The following is a 22,789-nucleotide window of genomic DNA, read 5'->3' on the forward strand; positions in this document are numbered from 1 at the left end:
AACAAAAGGGTCAACATGAAAACACTAAAGCTTAGAAAAAATTCACTCAGTATTTCATTACACATGATCTTAGTGTGCCCAGTGGTCAGTACTGTGGTCTATGCAGATGAAGAGGTTAAAGCTTTGGAGACCATCGTGTTGACTTCTAACGATCAACAATCATCTTATCCGACGCAAATCAGTATGTCGGGATTTGCAAGCCATGATGTGTCAAAAATTCCTGCATCGATCTCTGTGGTGACTGCGGAAACGATGGCACAGCAACATGCACGTGTACTGTCAGATGTGATTAAGAATGATGCATCACTCGGCGATAGTTATGCGGCGATTGGCTACTATCCTAATTTTGTCTCACGTGGTTTTGGACTCGATTTAGGTTCAAGTTATTTAATTAACGGCAATGTTGTTCGTGGCGAGCAAAATGTGGCACTGGAAAATAAAGAACGTGTTGAAATTTTAAAAGGCATTTCTGCCATTCAAAGCGGTATGTCAACACCGGGTGGTGTGGTCAATTATGTCACCAAACGACCTGAACAAATTAAAGCAATAACATTAACAGCAGATCAATATGGTCAATATTCACTCGCTACCGATGTTGGCGGTTTTTTTGGTAGAGATCAGCAATTTGGCTATCGGGTCAATTTGGCCGGTGAGCGATTAGATTCTTATGTTGAACATATAAAAGGCAAACGTTTTTTTGGTTCCTTAGCTTTAGATTGGAAGCTCTCCGATCAGTCCAAACTTGAATTTGACTTTGAGGCACAAAGACAACAACAACGTTCAGTGCCCGGTTATCAACTTTTAAATGGCACAGAAGTCCCACAGCATGTGAAATGGGAGCGAATCTTGGGCTACCCGACATGGGGAAAACCTGTGACCATGGAAAACTTTAATACCAGTCTCAAATATACCTATACCTTGAATGATCAATGGACATTTGGCGTTGGGGCCTCACATAGTCAGTCAAAAATTGATGATTATTCAAACTTTGCATGGGGGTGTTATGACGATACTTGCCAATATACAGGTCTAGGCAATAGTTTTGACCAAAATGGTAATTACGATATATACGATTATCAAAATCCTGATGACACCTTTAAAACCAGTCAATTTAAAATGAATCTGGATGGGCAGCTTGATACAACTTGGGCGGTGCATCATTTAAATATTGAACTGGCACAGCTTTATAAAACACGAGATCGTTATGGTAGTGTTAATTTACCAATTGGTGTTGGTAATATTTATCACGATAATCCTACTTACGAACCAAAGAGTGGACAAATTGGTCAAAGGTATCAAGCGCTGAAGAGCAATCAGACTGCATTGACATTTTTAGACCGAATTGAGTGGAATGACCAGTGGTCAACTTTATTGGGTGGTAAATGGATTCATCTGGATGAAGAAGCCCACAATAAAAAACGTGAAAAAGTCCGTCAAACGGATCTAGATCGTTTCTTGCCACAATTTGCTGTGATGTATCAGCCTGTAGATGCAACAACATTGTATGCATCATATGCTAAAGGTCTGGCAGATGGACGTTCTGCGGCATGGTTTGCTGAAAATGCTGATGAAATATTGTCTCCAATTCATTCTGAACAATATGAAATTGGTCTAAAACAGAAAATAAAAGACTTCTTATTTACGGCTGCTGTATTTGATTTAAGACAAGACAATCAATACACCAAACCAGATGAAACAGAAAAATTTTATTTTGTCTCAGAGGGCAAGCAACGTAGTTTGGGACTGGAACTTGGCTTACAAGGTCATCTGACTGAACGTTTAGAGATCAATAGCTCTTTGGCGCTGACGCGCGCACGTTTGCAAGGTATTTCGCTTGATGCATATAAAGATCATCAGGCACAGAATATTCCTAAAGTTCGTCTTGCGACCCAGTTGATTTATTCAGTTCCAACTTTCTCAGGTTTCAATGTGGAAGGTCTAAAACTGATCGCAGGCGCACAATACAGTGCCAGTAAATTTGCCAATAAAGAAGCAACGGCGAAGGTAAAAAGTTTTACTGTGTTTGACGTAGGGGCTGCTTATCCGTTCCAAATCAACAACTCAGATGCGTTGCTTAGACTCAGTGTGAACAACGTATTTAATCAAAAATACTGGCGTGATGTGGGCGAATTTGATGGTGACAACTATATGTTCTTGGGGAATCCACGTACAGCGACATTGTCGTTAAACATGAAGTTTTAAATGAGCATGTGATATGAGCAAACTTGAAATTTCAGCCTTTATTTTAAATGTGTTAGGCGTGTGGTTGACCTCGAAACAATATCGGATTTGCTGGCTCATCAATATAGTTGCGGTATTGCTCTACGCCATTATTTTTTATGAAGTTAATTTGTATGCAGATGCATCGCTACAAGTCGTTTTTGTGCTGATGCAACTGTATGGTTGGTATAGCTGGTCCAAAAAAGCCAATCAAACACAAGCCGTTGTCGATCCCTCTTACATTCCTCAAAAAGTCTTGATCTATAGCATTGTGACAGGTGTGGTATTTGGTCTGATCTTGGGTTCGGGGTTTGCCACTTGGACTCAGGCAGAACTACCGTGGTTGGATTCGATGTTGGCGTCATTTAGCCTTGTGGCCAGTTATTGGGCTGCAAAAAAATACATTGAAACGTGGAGCTTATGGTGTGTGGTCGACACACTTTATGTGGGCATGTTTATTCATAAATCCTTATACGTGACCGCATTGCTGTATTTCATTTTTATTGTGTTGGCACTCAATGGTTGGCGTATGTGGCGTCATCATTATCAGACACAAAATCGTATGGCATCTCAGATTTAAAAGGAATTTCGAGCATATGAATGTTCAAAAAATTATGTTTTTTTCGCTGTGTATGATGGGAAGCTTATGTGTTGGCCCGCATACATTTGCAAAATCAGCTACAAACACTTTAGCGAGTTGTTCGACTGAGGTTCAGCAATATGCCATGAGTCTGAAATTTCAACACCGTTCTGCTGAAGTGCATGCTTTACAACTACAAGCTTATAATGTTGCAATAGCGCGTTTAAAAGCAATTTTGGCAGAAAAACCCAATGCTCAAAATTTGGCGATTGTGACCGATCTGGATGAAACTGTTATTGATAATACGCAAGTTTTTGTCGATGATTTAAAACGTTGTGAAAGTTATACCAACTGGAAGTCATGGGACACATGGGAAAAATCAGGGAAACCTGAACTCATTCCTGGCAGTTTAGCGTTTTTAAATTTCGCCGATGCAAATGGGGTGAAAATTTACTATATTTCCGATCGTTCACAAAAATATAGACCGTATACCACACAGATGTTGAAAAATTTGGGCTTACCTCAAATTAGTGATGAACAGATTTTGCTGTATGGTACGAGTAAAGAACAACGCCGTCAGCAGGTGGCTAAAGATCATGAAATCGTATTGTTGATAGGCGACACCTTGCATGATTTTTCTAAAGCATTTAGTCAGGACCAGTCGAAACAAGAGCGACTCAAAGCCGTGTTGGACAATCAAGATAAATTTGGAGAAGCATTTATTGTCTTACCCAATGTCAGTTATGGGCCTTGGAGTAAATAATAAGGATAGCGGAAGATGGGGCACGTTTGTGATCGTCTCCCATCTTTACTTTAAGATCATCTATTTACAAAAATCAAAGCAACATGTTTTTTAAAATTATATTAAAAAATATTAACTTATAATTTAAATCTGATCTATGAATATTCATTTAAATCATTTGTACCAGTTCAGACTTGACCTTGGAGTAGCTTTAAGCTTTAAATTGATGCTCAAGCTCACCATTTTTCACTCAATTATGCGTTCATCGACATGGATTACAATGCTGATTGCTTTGTTCATGTTCCAAAGTGTTTGGAATGTGGCCGCAGCATTTTGCGTCCATGAAAAGTTGGGACAGAACAACCAACCCTCGATGCATTTCGGTCATCATGAAGCGACTGTGCATGATTTAATGCGTGAAGCTCATCAGCAAAATTCGAAGAAAATCTTAGATTACTCGTCATCTTATTCAATGGATGAAGGGCAACAAGCTATAGATAAATTTCAATCGAGTGATGACATTCAATCCAGTGATCAAAAGCGATCAGACCAATCACATCAACAGTTTCAAGTAGATTTGACTGAAGATGATCATACTGATCACTTACCTTCTATGGGGCATTTGATTTTATCTAAGATTAAAACTGTCGAATTGCATCCAAAATCAATATTGCACGTTCAACCAGAATATCGTTGGACCAATGCATATCAATCTCCAGATCTGATCGATCAAACACCTCCTCCTGAATTTTCCCCGCTAATGGTGGGGTAGCCTAAAACATTCCCACCGCTTTTAATTTATTTATAAAGTGGGAAAAATTATGAATCATCATTTATCGGTGACCAAACACCGAATATTTGCTGTTGCGTTGTGCGCAATCGGTATACAAATCAGTCATGCTGAAACCGTAACATCAATGAAGCAAGCTTTGGAAAAAGTGAAACAATACCAAGGTCAAAGCGAAGTTTCGCAGCAACGGCAACAAATTTCTGAACTACAAATTAAAAACAAAAGTCTTTGGAAAAACCCATCGGTGAGTATTTCTCAAGAAGGGTTTGCATCAGATCAAGAGCGACAACTGAGTTTTTCGATTAACCAGCCGATAGATATTTTAGGTGAGCGAAAACTCAATAAAAAAATAGCGCAATTGGCGGGTCAGCAAAATGAACTTCAACAGCAATTGTGGAATGCTCAAAGTGAACTCATTGTAAAATTCACGTGGTCACAACTCGCACTGGCTGAAGTCGAACAGCAAATTTATGCCGCTCAGTTGCAAGTGAGTCAAAACAATTTAGACAGTGCAAAAAAACGCTATCAAGCAGGCAGTATTGCACTGGTTGATTATGAGCGTGCCCAAATTGAAGCCTTAGAAAATCAGCGTCTTTTCCAACAAGCCAGTTTAGATTTACAAGTGGCGGAGCATCGCTTATCAAATCTATGGGGAGAAAACGAAGCGGATATACAAATCAATAAAAGTATCAAACCATGGCCTGAACAGAGCCAAATGACGGTGGAAAATTATATTGCTTCAGGTTGGTTAGAAAAGCTGTATGGACTCAATACCATTCAGGCAAAGCAAAACATTGAACAGTTAAAAATCAAGGGACGCGCTAATCCGAATTTGAATATTGGGATGACCAGCACAAAGAATCCCAATGATAAAACGGACAACGCCTTAATGCTCGGTGTTGAAATTCCATTGAATATTTTTAACCGTCAGCAATACAGCATACCGATGGCGCAGCAACATCAATTGCTCCTCACAAAGCAACAGCAACGAGAACTGAAACAGCAACTGTTAGATATTGCCAATGCCTTACAGCAACTCAAAGGTTTAGGGACTCAGTTTAGCTCTGTTTCAAGACAGTTAGATTTAGCCGAAAAAGTACAACAACGAACCTTGACTGGATTTCAAATGGGTAAGTTATCCATCACTGATGTTCAGCAAGCCAGCTTACAACTGCAAAGCATTCGAATGGGGCAGCTCAATGTATTACGGCAAGCGTGGCAGACGGCTCTATCTGCCGAAGCGCTTAGTTTAGGGACCAGTTATGAGCAAGTGAGTAGTTCGGATGCTTATACACAACTGAATAAAACCGCTGTAGAGCAAGCCAATCGTTTAATCAATTTAGGGGCAGAATAAGATGCAAATTCAACAGATGGGAAAAGTTTCCCAACCGCTTTTAATTGCTATTCTGATTGTGCTCAGTGCAGGACTTGCAGGCGGTGTGATTTGGTCTTCGAACAGCAAAAAATCTGAAAATTCTGAAGGTGAAAATCATAATGATACTGTGGAAGAACACGGTGAGGAAGGTCATGACCATGAAGGTGAAATTCCTGAAGGTGTGATTGAACTCAGTGCACAACAATTGGTGGAACAAGGGATTCAGTTTGCATCCGCAAGTATTGGTGCTGTTGAACAGCGAATCGAGTTACCTGGGAAACTCATGGTCAATACAGATCAACAAGCGCATATCTCCCCAAACTTTAGTGGTCATGTCGAACAGGTCAATGTGGCTTTGGGTGAAATCGTGCAAAAGGGGCAAACGCTTGCAGTACTTTCAGTTCCAGAACTTATTGATCAACAAGCCAATTTGGCCATGGCTCAGTCCAATTTAAATTTGAGTTATCAAGATTATTTGCGTGAAAAGCAGCTTTGGACGCAAGGTGTTTCCGCAAAGCAAGATTATCAACGTGCTGAAAATGCCTATCGTCAAGCGCAAATTACCGTGCAATCTACACAAGCAAAGATTCGTGCTTTAGGGGGAAATGGTAGTCGAAATGGACGTTTTGAAATCAAAGCCCCAATTTTAGGTGTGATTAGTCAAAAAGATATTGTGATGGGGGAAAATGTTCAACTTGCTGATCAATTATTCACGATTGAACAGCTGAAGGATCTTTGGTTGGAATTTGTCGTACCATCTGAACAAGCCAATATTGTACAAGCTGGACAAAAAATTCGTTTTAAGACTTTACCTGATCAACAGGTTTATGAGGCAGTTATTCAAAGTTTAACCACCCAAGCTGATGCACAAACAGGGCGTTTAGTGGTACGTGCCAAAGTAAATTCACAAGCGAATGCTTTACGACCCAATGTGATGGTCAATGTTGAGTTGGCAAATGGCGCACAGACTTCAGCACTTCGTGTACAAAAACAAGCCATTCAAATTGTTGAAGGTAAAAGCACAGTTTTTGTGATGAAAAGTCAGGCCAAAGGACGCACTCAATTACAAGCGCAAACGATTGAATTAGGTCAAACATCATCAGATGGACAATGGATTGAAATTAAATCTGGACTGACCCAAGGACAAGGTTATGTGGCGAAAGGTAGCTTCTTGCTGAAATCTGAACTTGAAAAAGATGAGGCTGACCATGGACACTAAGTATTCGAATTTACCAGAACCTGAAGGTCTGTTTGAGCGATTGATTCAATTTTCAATACAAAATGCTATTTGGGTCATGCTCTTTGTCTGTGCTTGGGTTGCAATAGGTGTCTATAGCTATCAAAAATTACCCATAGATGCAGTTCCTGATATTACCAATACACAGGTGCAAATCAATACTCAAGCCAATGGCTTTACAGCACTTGAAGTGGAACAACGTATTACCTTTCCCATTGAAAATGCTATGGCGGGTATTCCCAATTTGGAATTGACACGTTCAATCTCTCGTTATGGACTGTCGCAAGTCACCATCGTCTTTAAAGATGGCACAGATATTTATTGGGCACGGCAACAGATTAACCAACGTGTTCAAGAAGTACAATCTGAACTGCCTGATCAAGTTGCACCAACCATGTCGCCAGTATCGACTGGTTTAGGTGAGATTTACCAATGGGTGCTTAAAGCCGATGCTAATGCAAAAAAACCAGATGGTACGCCCTATAGCGCAATGGATTTGCGTGAAATTCAGGATTGGATTGTGCGACCTCAGCTACAGCGGGTCAAAGGTGTTGCTGAAATCAACAGCATTGGTGGTTTTGATAAAACCTATGTGGTGTCACCTGATCTCAATCGAATGCAGCAGCTCAAGATTACATTGCCTCAGTTACAGCAAGGCTTAGAGGAAAGTAATGAAAACCGAGGTGCAGGTTATATTGAGGAAAATGGGCAGCAACTGACTGTTCGTGTCCCAGGCGTACTGGGTGGTGTTGAGGATATTGAAAATATCGTGGTGACCAGCCCCAATGGTTTACCCATTCGCGTTGCTGATATTGCAACCGTATCGATTGGACACGATTTAAGAACAGGGGCAGCAACCTATAACGGTGCTGAGACTGTGCTTGGTATTGCCATGATGATGATGGGCGAAAATAGCCGAACAGTGGCACAAGACGTCGATCAAAAGATTCAGGAGATTCAAAAAAGTCTACCCAAAGGGGTCAAGATTGAAACGGTGTATGACCGAACGGTATTGGTGGAAAAAGCCATTCAAACGGTACAAAAGAATTTAGTTGAAGGGGCGATTTTAGTCATCGTCATTTTATTTATTTTCTTGGGAAATTTTCGTGCAGCGCTGATTACCGCATGTGTCATTCCGCTCTCGATGTTATTTACGCTAACAGGTATGGCAGAGCAGAAAATTAGTGCCAACCTCATGAGCCTTGGCGCTTTGGATTTTGGGATTATTGTCGATGGTGCAGTGGTAATTGTAGAAAACTGTATTCGACGTTTAGCGCACGCACAGGAACAAGTCAAGCGACCATTAACTCAGTCTGAACGTTTTCAAGAGGTCTTTTTGGCAGCACAACAAGCACGCCGTCCTCTGATCTTTGGACAGCTCATTATTCTTGTGGTGTATTTACCTATTTTTGCTTTAACAGGTTTGGAAGCGAAGATGTTCCACCCCATGGCGTTTACAGTTGTACTTGCGCTGATTGCAGCCATTATTTTATCGATTAGCTTTGTTCCAGCTGCAGTTGCTTTATTTGTCAAAGGTGAAATAAAAGAAACTGAAAGTCGTTGGATGCAGAGTTTAAAACGTCATTATGAGCGAGTTTTAGATTGGGCATATGCTTATAAAGCGGTTGTACTCACATTCGCACTGTGTATTTTGCTGATTTCTGGTGTGATGGCAACACGTATAGGCAGTGAATTTGCACCACAATTAAGTGAAGGGGATTTTGCGATTCAGCAATTACGTTCACCGAGCACGGGGTTAGAAGAATCCTTACGTATTCAGGAAAATACTGAAAAGCTTTTATTGAAAAAATTCCCAGAAATTAAAGTAGTTTTTGCTCGTACAGGGACTGCCGAAGTGGCTACAGATGTCATGCCACCAAATATTTCAGATGGTTTTATTATGTTGAAACCACGTCCGGAATGGCCAAATCCAAAAGAAAGTTTAGATGAGCTTCGTGGTCGTATGGAAAGTTTCTTGGCCACATTACCTGGAAATAACAGTGAGTTTTCACAACCCATTGAACTTCGATTTAATGAACTCATTTCTGGTGTTCGAAGTGATGTTGGGGTGAAATTGTTCGGCGATGATATGAATGTGTTGAATAGCGAAGCCAATAAAATTGCCAAATTAATCCAACAAGTTTCAGGAAGTGCTGCTGTGAAAGTTGAGCAAACTTCAGGTTTACCTTTACTGAATATTGATATCAATCGAGCTTTGGCTGCGCAATATGGACTGAGTATCAAATCCATTCAAGATACGGTTGCAGCAAGTATTGGTGGACAAAATGTTGGTGAAATTTTACAAGGTGATCGACGCTTTGATTTTGTCATTCGCTTGAGTGATCAAGATCGAACTGTAAATGGAATTGCTGAATTGCCATTACAACTGGCTAATGGTGGTGCAATCAAACTGTCTGATGTCGCCACAGTCTCAAATATTGATGGCGTGAACCAAGTCAGTCGTGAAAATGGTAAACGACGCGTGGTTATTACAGCGAATGTCGAAGGAAGAGATTTGGGATCATTTGTACAGGACATGCAAAATAAACTTGAAGCCTATAATCTACCGAGTGGTTATTGGCTGGAATATGGCGGACAGTATGAAAACTTAGCTTCTGCGAAAGCTCGGATGCAAATTGTGATTCCACTTGCACTACTGACAATTTTTATTCTTTTAATGGCTGTATTCCATAATGTCAAAGATAGTTTGTTGGTATTTACTGGCGTTCCATTTGCATTAACAGGAGGGATTTTCTTCTTATGGCTGCGTGATATTCCACTTTCCATGTCCGCAGGAATTGGTTTTATCGCATTGTCGGGTGTGGCTGTTTTGAATGGTCTCGTCATGCTGACCTTTATTAAAGAATTGCGGACACAATATGACTTACATCATGCGATTTGGAATGGTGCCATCCTTAGACTTCGACCAGTACTCATGACCGCATGTGTGGCGTCTTTGGGATTTGTACCGATGGCGCTTGCAACAGGAACAGGTGCAGAGGTGCAACGACCACTCGCAACCGTAGTTATCGGCGGCATTATTTCATCGACTTTATTGACACTGGTTCTATTACCCGTGTTGTATCGTTGGATGAATCAAAAGTCAGCTAAAATACTCAATAAAGAGTAAGAATTAACGCTGAACAAACCGTAGGTATTATTCATAATATCTACGGTTTTATTTAAATGTATTGATTAGATAGTTCTATTTAAAAGAATTGAAGTTCAATTATTATAAATTTGTTTAGTTGTGTACTTGATGGTTATTTTGATTAAGTTTTGATGAATTTTATTCAGAATAAATTTATAAATAGATAGTTGATGTAAATCAAATAATATGTGAAAAGTGCAATTTGATCACAGCTATAAAATTTCAATGAAACTGATCAATTGCATTATTTAAAGCAGAAAAAAGAATGAAAAGGACTTCACTTCAATACGAAAATAATATTGTAAAAAAGGAAGTGAATGACAAATAAAACCACAGGAAATAATGAAAAAGATAAAAAATTGCTATGATCTCATGTACTTATTTTTAAACGGGTAGAGATAAGGGTGAATAAAATAAGATGATGTATGTTTTTATAAGTTGAATTAAAATAAATTTAATAAAAACAATAACTTAATTTATTTTGGTTATTTCGTTAAATCTGGTATTTGTTTTGCTGATTGAATTTAAGGCTTAAGCACTGTTTGAATGAAATCTAAAAGTATGAATTGATTTTTTTATAAAAATAAGAGATTGGGTTGTCGAGAAGCAGCCTATTGAGCACTTTTTATTTAGCATTGAAAAATATATTTTGAAGGAAATGTGGAAAATCAATAGTGCAAATATTGAATTTTTTGAAAATTAATTAAAACTGTATCTTATTCGGCTTAGATAGCGACTTATTCTGATTATTATCATCAATTTAAATTGTAATATTACTGTATTATTTGAAATATGTAGTTACACTATTGTTGCAAAATGTTTTTTTTACCAGATAAAATGAAAAATCATTATTTTGTCTTATTTAATAATCATGTGAGTGATTAAAAATAATGTTATGAAAATAAGATTTAAAATTAATATGTTTTATAACAGGGGGTAAAGACAGATATGAAATTGTTCATGCTGATTTTATTCGTATTGTGTATATATTGCATATGGAAATATATTATACAAAGTCAACAAAAACTAAGTTTTGCTACAGCACATAATCGCTTTGATGTTTCACGATTGTTTAAAATATTTGAACCTGAACAAGCATATGAGCGCCCCGTTTTTCAAAGCATTGTCAATATGGAGGATGTCCGTAGATTTGACGATGTGTCTAAATTATTATTTGAAAAAGAGATCTTTAAACGAGATCCTAAAAATGCAACCCAAATTCAATATGAATTTCTGAATAAAATGCCGACACAAACACAAAGTCAAATCAATCAATTTGATGGTGGTGAGTGGTCAATCTTTTGGGGCTATAAATCGCAGTCACTTGAATATTACGTGAGTCGATTTGGTGTGTTTTACACCCACGTTGATGGGGCAGGGAATGAGCATAAATTGGAATTGCTCCCACTGAAAGATCAATAAGCACTAACAATGAATACAAATACGCAAAAGTGAAATGGTGTTGACCACCTCACTGGTAGTCCATTTTTTAAATCAATTTCTTCGTTGGTTTCATATCTGCTTTAGTCTGAATTTGCTAACACTATGAATATTCAGTTGCTATTGCTTAGACACCTGCTCACATGATTAAGATTGCGCGATATGGGTATTCACCATGCGGGCATCAACAATATCAGTGTTGATCATGGCATTAAACGCATTGAGCATTTCATCCCAAATACGTTCAGCCCCCTTTCTAAAATATCCCATATGTCCAATTTCTTTAAGACCATAATCTTTGGCTTGTATATCAATGAAATGTAAATCTGCATTTCGATAATGTTGCATAAATGCTTGACGTGAATTTGGGAGTGCCCAGTCATCATCTAAAGCGGATACCGCATAAATTTTAGTTTTTACTTGAGCATATTGATCTTTTAATGAAGCATATTCTGGATCTGCAAAAAAATAGGTTGGGTTTTTGCACCATCTACGCCATTGCTGATAAACACCTAAAGGTAAATCTGCACCCATATTGAGTTTACTCCAAGGCAAATAGCCTTTAAATGCAACCATTGGAGGGAAAATGATATTCCACATGACAGAGACCTTAAATCTTTCTTTAAATGGCATGTAACCTGCCCAACCTGCTCCTGTACCAAAGCAATACATTGCAGTGACCTTGTCATGATTTTTGCTAAGACCTAAGGCTTGACCACCATATGAATGCCCAACAATAAACAAAGGCAATTGCGCATCAAAGCTATAATCTATTGCAGCGGTTAAATCTAAATGGCCCCAATCGAGATATGACATCTGAAAACCTTTTAATGTCATCGGTGCGGATTTTGCCACACCACGATAATCGAAAGTCAGGACTTGATAGCCGTACTGCGTTGCATATTCAGCAAAGCGTCTATAAAAAAGTTGAGGTACACCTGTTGCACAGCACACAATTATATTTGCTTTAATCTGTTGCGAGGGAATATAGCGTATACCTGACAGTGGATAACCATCATGTGCATAAAATTTTACGGATTCTACCTGAAAGTTTTGTGCTGTATTTAATGCGACATTTGCCATGTTGTTTTCATCCTGCTTATTTATCTTTTATTATATAAACTGATCTCAATCGCTTTGAATGACGAGTGTCCAATTATTTGCCTTGAAACTTGGGTTCACGACGTTGAACCATTGCCATGACACCTTCTTGAACATCTTCTGTACTGAGTAAGGGCTGTAGATATTGATTTAACTTTTGAAAGGCTTCTTGTTCATTGAGGGAGGTTGCATCTTTGGCAGCAGCAAGTGTCGCCTGTACTGCAAGGGGAGCAGCCTTGGCAATATGTTGAGCCAGAACTAAAGCTCTGGTCAAAGGGGCTTCCGTGGTTATTTCAGTGATTAAATTTAATGATTTTGCCGTTGTTGCATCAAAGCCATCACCTGTCAGGAGATAGCGCATTGCATTTGACCAACCTGCTGCTTGAACAAAGCGAACAGTTGCACCACCAAAAGGTAAAATCCCGCGTTGAACTTCAATTTGAGCGAATTGGGTATTGTCTTGCGCAATCGCAATATCGGCGTTGAGTAATAATTCAATACCAGCAGTAAAACAAAAACCTTGCACAGCAACAATCACAGGCTTTTTGCGTTTTCGCCCAGATGTCCCCCAAGGATTAATGATGTTAGGGTCATCACTAAAAATACCTGAAGCCATTCTCGGTTGTAGCTCAACCAAATCTAAACCTGCAGTAAAATGGTCGCCATGTGCGAAAATGATGGCACAACGTAATTGGTCATTATTTTCATATTCAGTCAATGCTTGAGATAAATCATTAATCATATGACTATCAAATGCATTACGCTTTTCGACACGATCTAAACCAATTAAAAAAATATGATCTTTTATTTCTCTACTGACTTTTCCTTGATGTGTAGACATGTCATGCAATTCCTATGAGAGATCTTAAGTTATAGTTGTAACGAATGTATGAAAAATGGTCAAAACTATTCAGTTCAATTTTGAGACTGATTTTTTGCATTAAATAAACAATCAGCAGGCTATTTCGCTTAGGATTTTGCTTTAAGATCATCAATAAAATTTATGATTCGATTCTAAACATATAAAAAATATGAAAATAACATCCATCTATAAAGGCGTAAGATAAAATGAGATTATCATTCAACGTCGACTTTTTTTTATTTCAATTTTTACTTTCTAAAGCTTAATTTTAAAATTTTCCAATAAACATTCTGCAATGATTTAAGTTTAAAGAGGTGCTCCCCATGATTCTCGATTTTAAAGAAATGCAAGCACGTAAATTTGATGAAGTGGCGAAACGTATACAACTTCATCCCGAAGATTATGTGTTTTTTGAATCTGTTTCAGATTTTTACAAAGCTGATTGGTTAACTGAGTTTCCACAAGGTACAACGTGGCAATGTACTGGATTGGATGATGGCGCAGAACAATTTTATGCCATCATTGAGTACCATAATCGTATCTTGAAAATAGATTGCTTGGATAAAATTGAAATTCAATACGAAGTTCGCACATTTTAGAATATTTAACATTGGGGCAATGTATTTTTAAAGTTGAAAGGGTTTTAGCCTTATAACATAAGGCATGGCTAAAATCTCAACAGAGCCTCAAGTGAAATAGAGATCAATTACTTTTTCTCTGTCTTTTTTTTTGGTTTATTTTTATCCTTTTTTTGACTATAACAAGTCTTCTAAAATGATATATCAATATAGAGTCGGTTAAATCTTTAGCAAAATGCTCAGTTTTCTTTGCATCATTACCATGATAAAAAAATGCTTTACTTTTAAGTCAGATACAACATAAGTTGTTTGAGTATTTATTAAATTGTTATTTTGATAAATAAAATACTTAATGTAATAAAATAGAGAAATAGAACAATAAAAGATAAAAATATAATAACCATTATGTGAAAAAAGTTGAATTTTAATAAATTAGTGGTTAAATTGTGAGTGTATTATGTGCAATATTTTCATATTGTGATAATAATTTTCATTTTAAAGATTTTTTAATCGTTTTTTTCTTTAATTTTTTTAAATTAAGATTCTGAATCAGACTTCAGAAACAGACCACAGAATATTGATGTAGATGATCATTTGAATGATGTTTTTTAAGACTAAGATTAATCATGATTTTTTGCGAAATTTTATGAACAATAGTGTCCTCATGAATTGGAGCATGCTCAATAAAACAATTTTAATTTTAGTTTTAGGCGGTTTGGATCATTTATTATGGTTAGGATGGTATGGATTCAGTTATTTTTCGAATGATTGGAATGAGTTCATTAATGTCGAATATTTTCCATTCAATATCAGCATAATGTTGATACTTACAGGAACATTTTTTTTACTGACATCCATTTGTTATTTTTTTAGACAGCGTAAATGGGTGCAATTATATTTTCCATATATTGCACTGTATTTTTTTGCTATTACTTATGTTTATAGCGGTTATAACATTGGAATTATCAGTCCTGCGACTATTGCTGGTTATATCAGTATTGTGACCGTAGGATTAATGCTATTTGAACGTAAATTAGTCTATAGTATTTTAATTCCAGTGACATGTATCATTATTTTTTCAAGTTTAAAAACAACCTTTGGTCATTTTCCTTACGCACCAATTTATAGTCAAAGCCTTAATTTGAGCGTGTTGTATCACAATCAATTTTGGGTTTTTAGCCAAATGTTTTTTTATATTCCTATTTTTATCGTGACATTGTTGTTATATGAAATTTTAATCACTCAATGGCGAAACCGTGAACAACAAATTAGAAATATCAGTCATATAGACCCACTTACAGGCATTTATAATCGTCGAAAAATAGGAAAATTCTTAAGGGCAATGCATGCTGAATCTACTGATTTTGCAGTGATTTTACTGGATTTAGATCATTTTAAAACAGTCAATGATCAGTATGGTCATGATATGGGAGATCGAGTTCTGCAAAAAGTCGCCATGATTTTGTCTAAAAATGTACATGAAAATGATTTAGTAGGACGCTTTGGTGGAGAAGAATTCATTATCGTTTTAAAAGAAAAATCATTGGAAGAGGCAATTAACTTTGCAGAAATATGCAGATCACAAATTGAAAATCAAACCTTTTATGATGGCAATAGATCTAAAATTTACTGTACAGCAAGCTTTGGTGTTTCGATATCTGATCAAAGAAAATCGATTGAATTTATTTTAAAACAATCAGATAGAGCTTTGTATCTGGCGAAAAAAAATGGACGTAATCAAGTTCGCCATTGTTTTGAACTGTTGAATAGATCCTAATAAAGCTTAAATTGAACTGGATAAAAATTTCATCTAATAACAATAAAAGTGGTGCTTTTTTAATTGTGTTAGTATAATTTAAATCGTAATTTAATATGACTTAATAGTAATTTCTTATAGTCCTCTTCCATCTGCACGAGCCTTCATGCTTAAAAATAAAAACATTCAATAATTAAAAAACCAGAGTTGTGTAGTCCAATGGCAATTTTAAATAATTTGATCAATTCGATTCGAATGAAAATCGTGAAAACTCAGAGTCTGATCATTGATTGGAGTCTTTACGATAAAAGTATTTTTATTCTGTATTTAGGTGTATTACAGTCATTGGGAACATTGAACTGGTATTTCACTTCATTTCATCTGCCCGATACACGCCAATGGTTAAATGAGCAGTTCTTTTTCTTTCGAAGTGTTATTTGTTTAGTCACATTAGCCGTTTATGTGATGACTATTCTACTGGCCCATCACTATAAAAATAATCTTTATTTTCAAAAGATCATGCCATATTTTTCGCCAATGTTGTTTGGTGGGATCATGATTTACAGTGGCTATACCATTGGTATTTATAATCCAGTGACATTGGCAGGCTATGTTTCGATTTTTTTGGTTGGACTGGTTTTATATGATCGTAAAATTATTTACTTCGTGATCATACCTGTTACGATTTATATTTTGGTTATGTGCTATTACACCACCGTCCATCATTTGCCTTATGCGCCTGTTTTTAGTGAAAAATTAAATCATTCATTGTTTTATAAAAACCAGTTTTGGGTCACCAGTATGGTGTTCCTCTATTTGCCCATTTTTGTGGTGTGTATTTTGTTGTTTGAATTGCTGTTATGGCAATGGAGAAGCCGTGAAAATCAATATGAATTATTCAGTAAAATTGATTTTTTAACAGGTGTATATAACCGTCGATATATCGATGTCGTTATTCAAAATCTTATCAAGAAACAACGACCTTATTCATTAATTCTGTTGGATTTGGACTTTTTTAAAAATGTAAACGATGTACATGGTCATGCAACAGGGGATCGTGTTTTAAAGCGAATTGCAGAAGTTCTGGTGCTCAATATGAGAGAGGATGACATCGTGGGGCGTTTTGGCGGTGAAGAATTTATATTGTTATTGCCCAATCAAACATTGCAGCAAGCTATTGATATTGCTGAATGTTGTCGATCACAGATTGAGAAAGAAAACATTGCAATCAGCCCGACAAAACAATTAAAAATTTCGGCAAGTTTCGGGGTGGCAACATCACAAGCAGATACTCGTGAAGATATTGTTTCATATGCAGATGAGGCGCTTTATCGTGCCAAAGCTTTGGGAAGAAATCAGGTTCAATTTAAGCAAAAACATACATTTGATGAGCAATAACGATGTATAAATCTGAGCAAGAAAAGGATATTGAACGTTGAGTTTTTATTTTCTTTTTGCCCGATAACCTGTCAAGAAAACTAAATAAGACAATCAAATAAGAAAAACTGAATAATAAGACTACGATCAAGATTCAGGGCAACATCTTCATGTTGCCCATAATTCTATGGCTTTTATAGTATGTGTGCTGATGTTCAGAGTAGAAGCTAATCGAAATTTTTTTTGTGCCTAACGTTCAATCCAAAGCACAGTTCTATGCCACGACAATATTCGCAAACATCTGTGAAACATCAACAGACCCTAGTTTAAATGCATTTTCTTTTCAAATTTTTGTTGATAGAACACAGCCGTAAATAAGGTTACGAGGCAGACTACCCATACATAATATAGAGCCCCAATATTACTGTATTGCGTGAGCCACTGAACCAATGGAAGCGTGATTCCACCAGCAATTGCATAAGCAACATTATATGAAAATGAAATGCCTGAAAAACGGATATTGGCTGGGAACATTTTCACCATAGTAAATGACACCATACCGACCGTTCCAGAGCATAAGCCTAGAAGCATATAAAGAACAAATAAAGTACTTGGTGCATACTGTCCAAGACCTTGGTAGAACATACCTGCAATGATGGCAACCAAAATTGAACCCATCAAAATGACTTTAGCACCACCGAATTTATCAGCCAATAATCCTGCCACAATACAGCCCATCATTTGCATCAATATTGCGGAACTTTGCATTTTAAATGCATCAGCACGTTCAAATCCAAAAGTACCTGTGAGCAGATTGGGCATGGCTAAAATCAGCACAACAATACAGCCTGTCAAAAACCAGGTAAATAACATCCCAATAATCACCGCAGTTTTATGCTCGACCAGAACACGCTTCACAGGAATATCTTTAGACAGTTCTTTGCGTGCTTGCATGGCTTTAAAAACAGGTGTTTCTTGTAAATAACTACGAAGGTATAGAGCAACAAAACCAAAAATTCCACCCAAAATAAATGGAATACGCCATGCCCAAGCTAAAATTTCTGCTTGGCTATATTTTAATGAAATAAACAATGACATGAGCGAGCCCAACAGAATCCCCAATGACAATCCTGCCGTGAGTAAACCATTTGCTAAACCTATTCTTTTTTCTGGCACATGCTCAGAAACAAAGGTCCATGCGGCAGGAATTTCTCCGCCAATCGCAATCCCTTGTACCACACGCATCAGCAACAATAACAATGGTGCAGCATAGCCAATACTTTCAAAGGTTGGCATGATACCAATCAGTAAAGTTGGAAGCGCCATGAGTAAAATAGATAGGGTAAATAATCGTTTACGACCAATTAAATCGCCGAAATGCGCCATAACGACGCCACCTAAAGGGCGAAAGAAATATCCCGCAGCAAAAATACCGTATGTATTGAGCATTGCCCAAAAAGGACTGAGTCCGCTGGGGAAGAACAGTTCTGAAATGATTTTTGCGTAAAAGACATAAATTACAAAATCGTAGAACTCTAAAGCACCGCCAAGGGATGAAAGACCAAGGGTTCGTTTATCTTCACGACTCAGTCTAGGTTGAGCTTCCATGCTAAAATCCAAAGTGTACAAAAAATGATGATTTGATTCTAAATGACTCTAATTGGTTGAATAATCAATCTTTGTTTGTTGTGATGAAACTTAAAGTTATGAAATATTCGCTTTAAAATTAATCGAAAGATATTTTTAAAGGGATGTGTTTTCTAATAATTGATAGCGAACATTATTGCGACCGTAGTCTTTTGCCTGATAGAGCAGTTGATCGGAAATATGCAATGCACTCTGAAATTGCTCTAAATGTTCAAAGAAACATAATCCAAAACTCGCTGTAATCCGTACCTCGGTTTGGTTGTCCTTAAATGGTGTAGTTTCAAGCATTAGCCTTAATCTTTCAGTAATATCTAAGGCAAAATCAAATTCCACGTCATACAGTAAAATGAGAAATTCTTCACCCCCAATGCGCGCAACTTCATCGTATTTTCGTACCGCTTTATTCATGATTTGGGCGACATGCCTTAAAGCACCATCACCTACTTTGTGACCATACTGATCATTAATTTTTTTGAAATGATCAATGTCACAAATGATCACAGCATATTTAAATTGTTGCTGTGGTTGTCGCATGAGTATTTCTATACGTTCTTCAAATGCACGACGGTTCATGAGCCCTGTCAAGGGATCTAAATTTCGTTCATGGGATAATCGTGCAATAGTATCTTGAATGGAACAACTGATAAAAATAGCAATCATGAATACTGCAAAAAATAACAGTAAAAATTGAGTACTGGCCCATATGAATTCTTGATTGGCGAGCCAAGATACTTGGCTATAGATTGAAAACATATATATAGCACGCAGGCCGATAGTGAATACCATGCCATAAAGGCTGTATTTCAGTAGGCGGTCTAAGAAATGATGTAGCTCTACATGAATGAGTTGTTGAATATTGTTTGAGCAAATCAGTGCTGACGTCACAGCGACGATGATTAAGCGCGCTTCCAAACGAGGTTCAACAAAACAAAAATACGCCAATAGGCATTCTGCGAACAAAATGCTTAACCCAATCCAAGACCATCTTGTACAAATACCTAAACGTAAATAAACCGCGTGCGCAGTACATGCGACACAGATAAAGAACAGCAGGCAATTGAACATGGCCCAACGATAAATGTCATCAGGTACAATAATGGTTTGAATGACCTGAACTACGACAGAGGCAAAAATAGCATAGGACAACCAAAGCATGTACTGAGGAAGTTTTTTATACAGACTCAATATAAAAAGACCAGACGCGGTCGCCATTAAAAAAATGGGAATGAGTAAGCTAAAAAAATTAACCTGTATGTTTAACATGGGTATCATGATGTATTTGGGTCTGTCGATATTTCATAAAGAGTTGTGATGGAAATATTTTGTGATGATATAAAGCTATTTGGTATATTGAGCCAATTTAAATAAACTAAATATCATGCAATCGTTGCATAAAATATGATGTTCTATTTGGCTTTGATATTTCAGTTATGAGCTGCGTTATAGGCTAAAACAACACAAGTTCGCCATGAAGTGATGACAATGGCTATTCCCTTGTCGATATTCTTACATGCGTTGAATGAGGAAAGGACTAGAACTTCCTCAAATTTCATAAAGAGCTTCAACATCCTAACAAGAGAATAGACTGCCATTGGCTTGGGTTTAGGCCACAGTTGTGCTTTTTGATTCGATCAAACCATTCATACTTAGAATGTGCATAGACCTGTATATGATTAAATTTTATCATGGGATAGTTCGAAGAAATGGTTTATTTTTCTACTAGAAAATAGTTTTTTCCTATAAGTTTTTAATAAGCAACTGAATTGAATATATCTGTTTGTTTTTGCTTGAAATGCTATAAATTTTAATAAGCTAATGAAAAGATTTAGCTTAGTGATTGAAATGAAGTGGCATACAATTGTGGCGAAGGAGTGTGATTAAAATGACGATATTAAATGTTGCACAGCGTGGTGAAGCAATTTTAAGTATTGTTGCATCTCCAGTGACACAGCAAGAAATAAGCAGTGAATGGATCAAACAACTGACATCAGCAATGTTTGATACCATGCTTGAACGGCAAGGTGTTGGGATCGCTGCACCACAAGTCTATGTCTCAAAACGTATAATAATCGTCGCGTCACGTCCGAACTTACGCTATCCAGATGCACCTGAAATGCAGCCCATCGTGATGATCAATCCAGAAATTACCCAACATTCTGAAAAAACCGTTGTGGGGGAAGAAGGCTGTCTGAGTGTGCCTAATGAGCGAGGGCAGGTTGCCAGAGCAGAAGTGATCAGTGTTCGTTATTTGAATTTAGAAGGACATATGGTCAGTCAGGAATTTGAAGGTTTTCCAGCCCGTGTTGTGCAACATGAAATTGATCATCTGGATGGAATTTTATTTGTTGAACGAATCAAATAAGTGAAAAATAAAATAATTAGACTGTGAAAAATCATCATACTTTGATCAAAATTGACAATAAAATGATATTTTTAGTATTAGCAATTGACCCTCATAAAATGGTATACATATTATAAAATGGAATGGGTTTTACAGGCTTAGGTAGAACACATCACTTTATAATAATCATGAGCGTACTTTCATAACAGCATTGACCAATTCCTCTTTATTATTCTGCTTTTGGGATAAATTAAAGTAATTATGAAAGCACTCTATTATGACCATGAAATCGAATGAAACTTTACTTATTATTAAAAAAAAGCATTATTCGTGGCTATAAAAATGTCAAATTTCATTTGTTTGAAACTGACAATGTACTTATTTATTGGCCAAATTTTAGTAAGGGTATCCTATTATTAGGTTTTGCTCTATTGGTGTTAATGGGGCATTTGTCTTGGTATGTCCTCAATTATCATTCAGAAAATCGTATATGGTTAAATGAAGACTATTATGACTATCGTGTATTCACGACATATTGTCAGATATTGTTGACCGTAGTGGTGTCATGTATCACTTTTTTATTTAGACGCAATCGTTTATTTCGAAAATTCATGGGATGGTTTATCCCGCTTTATTTCGGCTGTTTACTCATCTATTCTGCACAAACCGTTGGTATTTATAGTCCTGCTGCCATGGCGGGGATCGTCAATATTCTCTTGATTGGATTTGTGTTTTATCAGCCTAAAGTGATTTATAGCATTGCTGTAATCGTCACTGTATATGTGGTGGCGATTTGTTATTTGACCTCAATAGATGTGATGCCTTATGCACCACTGTTTAGTGAGCAGTTAAATCAGAGTAACTTTTATAAAAATGAGTTTTGGATGAAAAGCATGGCGATTTTATATATTCCCATCTTGATCATCTCAGCACTATTTTTTGAAATTTTACTGTCCCAATGGCGTCGCAAAGAAAAAAGAATTGAAACTTTAAGTCGGGTAGATAGTTTGACGGAAGTTTATAATCGACGTTATGTCAGTGATTTTTTAACCTCGTTATATAAAAGCAAAGATTCGAAATATAGTGTGATCTTGCTCGATTTAGATTTTTTCAAAATGATTAATGACAGTTATGGTCATGATGCAGGGGATGAAGTTCTACGTCGTGTCGCTAAAATTTTAAAATCTTCTATGCGTTACCACGATGTGGTTGGTCGTTTTGGTGGTGAAGAGTTTATTTTGATTTTACCGAACCAAAGTTTGCAATTGGCTGTGGAGATTGCTGATCGTTGTCGTAAAGCTATTCATAATGAAGCTATGCTTTTACCCAATGGTGAAGAGATCCATGTTTCAGCCAGCTTCGGCGTGGCGATCTCTGAAAATGGTAAAACCATGCATGATGTCATTCGTGAAGCCGACCAAGCATTATATCGGGCGAAATCTTTAGGGCGCAATCAGGTATGTTTTCTTGAAACCTAAAGCGGTATTGACCCAAGGATAACAAAGCCTGCATTTTTAAAACTATTTAATCTCTATACAATAAAAAGTAATCAAAAATTATTCATTTTATGCCAACAATAAAACTTCAGGTTT

General features: G+C 37.0%; 17 protein-coding genes. 13 read left to right on the top strand and 4 right to left on the bottom strand.

The window, feature by feature from the left end; all coding sequences use genetic code 11:
* The first annotated feature begins 15 nt into the window (after positions 1-15).
* From G8E00_RS04325 to G8E00_RS04360, 8 genes are all read left to right on the top strand, one after another.
* Positions 16-2,202: a TonB-dependent siderophore receptor gene (locus tag G8E00_RS04325; RefSeq protein WP_166222169.1), complete on the top strand. Its 2,187-nt coding sequence runs from the start codon at positions 16-18 to the stop codon at positions 2,200-2,202.
* 13 nt (positions 2,203-2,215) lie between these two features.
* Positions 2,216-2,800 carry a nicotinamide riboside transporter PnuC gene (gene pnuC, locus G8E00_RS04330; RefSeq protein WP_166222171.1) on the top strand — a complete coding sequence of 195 codons (585 nt, stop codon included), beginning with the start codon at positions 2,216-2,218 and terminating at the stop codon, positions 2,798-2,800.
* A 16-nt stretch (positions 2,801-2,816) separates the two neighbouring features.
* The gene (locus tag G8E00_RS04335; RefSeq protein WP_227591392.1) at positions 2,817-3,563 is read left to right on the top strand and encodes a 5'-nucleotidase, lipoprotein e(P4) family; all 747 of its coding nucleotides are present in this window, start codon (positions 2,817-2,819) and stop codon (positions 3,561-3,563) included.
* A gap of 136 nt (positions 3,564-3,699) precedes the next feature.
* On the top strand, positions 3,700-4,314 hold the full coding sequence (locus tag G8E00_RS04340; protein ID WP_227591393.1) for a cation transporter: 615 nt from the start codon (positions 3,700-3,702) through the stop codon (positions 4,312-4,314).
* A gap of 49 nt (positions 4,315-4,363) precedes the next feature.
* On the top strand, positions 4,364-5,686 hold the full coding sequence (locus G8E00_RS04345) for a TolC family protein (protein WP_166222173.1): 1,323 nt from the start codon (positions 4,364-4,366) through the stop codon (positions 5,684-5,686).
* A gap of 1 nt (position 5,687) precedes the next feature.
* Entirely contained in the window at positions 5,688-6,926 is a 1,239-nt protein-coding gene (locus tag G8E00_RS04350) for an efflux RND transporter periplasmic adaptor subunit (protein ID WP_166222175.1), read from the top strand.
* Complete coding sequence (locus G8E00_RS04355; protein WP_166222177.1) at positions 6,916-10,074, top strand: efflux RND transporter permease subunit; 3,159 nt, start codon at positions 6,916-6,918, stop codon at positions 10,072-10,074. Before G8E00_RS04350 ends, G8E00_RS04355 begins: the two co-directional genes overlap by 11 nt.
* 981 nt (positions 10,075-11,055) lie before the next feature.
* Positions 11,056-11,517: a hypothetical protein gene (locus G8E00_RS04360; protein WP_166012247.1), complete on the top strand. Its 462-nt coding sequence runs from the start codon at positions 11,056-11,058 to the stop codon at positions 11,515-11,517.
* A 165-nt stretch (positions 11,518-11,682) separates the two neighbouring features.
* On the opposite strand, the gene G8E00_RS04365 is transcribed toward G8E00_RS04360, so the two are convergent.
* Both G8E00_RS04365 and G8E00_RS04370 read right to left on the bottom strand, forming a co-directional pair.
* Positions 11,683-12,618, bottom strand: coding sequence for an alpha/beta hydrolase family protein (locus tag G8E00_RS04365; protein WP_166222179.1), 936 nt, complete (start codon positions 12,616-12,618; stop codon positions 11,683-11,685).
* Positions 12,619-12,691: 73 nt separating this feature from the next.
* Positions 12,692-13,477, bottom strand: coding sequence for a crotonase/enoyl-CoA hydratase family protein (locus G8E00_RS04370; RefSeq protein ID WP_166012249.1), 786 nt, complete (start codon positions 13,475-13,477; stop codon positions 12,692-12,694).
* Positions 13,478-13,821: 344 nt separating this feature from the next.
* Between G8E00_RS04370 and G8E00_RS04375 the strand changes: the two genes are divergently transcribed.
* From G8E00_RS04375 to G8E00_RS04385, 3 genes are all read left to right on the top strand, one after another.
* Positions 13,822-14,097, top strand: coding sequence for a hypothetical protein (locus G8E00_RS04375; RefSeq protein ID WP_166222182.1), 276 nt, complete (start codon positions 13,822-13,824; stop codon positions 14,095-14,097).
* A gap of 625 nt (positions 14,098-14,722) precedes the next feature.
* Positions 14,723-15,853, top strand: a complete 1,131-nt coding sequence (locus G8E00_RS04380) for a GGDEF domain-containing protein (protein ID WP_227591394.1) — start codon at positions 14,723-14,725, stop codon at positions 15,851-15,853.
* A gap of 198 nt (positions 15,854-16,051) precedes the next feature.
* A complete protein-coding gene (locus G8E00_RS04385; protein WP_166222186.1) occupies positions 16,052-17,230 on the top strand; it encodes a GGDEF domain-containing protein in 1,179 nt (392 codons plus the stop codon).
* Positions 17,231-17,530: 300 nt separating this feature from the next.
* Here G8E00_RS04385 and G8E00_RS04390 read toward each other — a convergent pair whose 3' ends face one another.
* Both G8E00_RS04390 and G8E00_RS04395 read right to left on the bottom strand, forming a co-directional pair.
* Positions 17,531-18,817, bottom strand: coding sequence for an MFS transporter (locus tag G8E00_RS04390; RefSeq protein WP_166222188.1), 1,287 nt, complete (start codon positions 18,815-18,817; stop codon positions 17,531-17,533).
* Positions 18,818-18,952: 135 nt separating this feature from the next.
* The gene (locus G8E00_RS04395; protein ID WP_166222190.1) at positions 18,953-20,119 is read right to left on the bottom strand and encodes a GGDEF domain-containing protein; all 1,167 of its coding nucleotides are present in this window, start codon (positions 20,117-20,119) and stop codon (positions 18,953-18,955) included.
* 619 nt (positions 20,120-20,738) lie between these two features.
* On the opposite strand from G8E00_RS04395, the gene def reads away from it, so the two are divergent.
* Together def and G8E00_RS04405 are read left to right on the top strand one after the other, a co-directional pair.
* On the top strand, positions 20,739-21,218 hold the full coding sequence (gene def / locus G8E00_RS04400; RefSeq protein ID WP_166012255.1) for a peptide deformylase: 480 nt from the start codon (positions 20,739-20,741) through the stop codon (positions 21,216-21,218).
* Between the two features lie 272 nt (positions 21,219-21,490).
* Positions 21,491-22,675, top strand: a complete 1,185-nt coding sequence (locus G8E00_RS04405) for a GGDEF domain-containing protein (protein ID WP_166222192.1) — start codon at positions 21,491-21,493, stop codon at positions 22,673-22,675.
* Positions 22,676-22,789 lie beyond the last annotated feature (114 nt).

This window comes from Acinetobacter shaoyimingii (assembly GCF_011578045.1).
GTDB classification, from domain to species: Bacteria; Pseudomonadota; Gammaproteobacteria; order Pseudomonadales; family Moraxellaceae; genus Acinetobacter; species Acinetobacter shaoyimingii.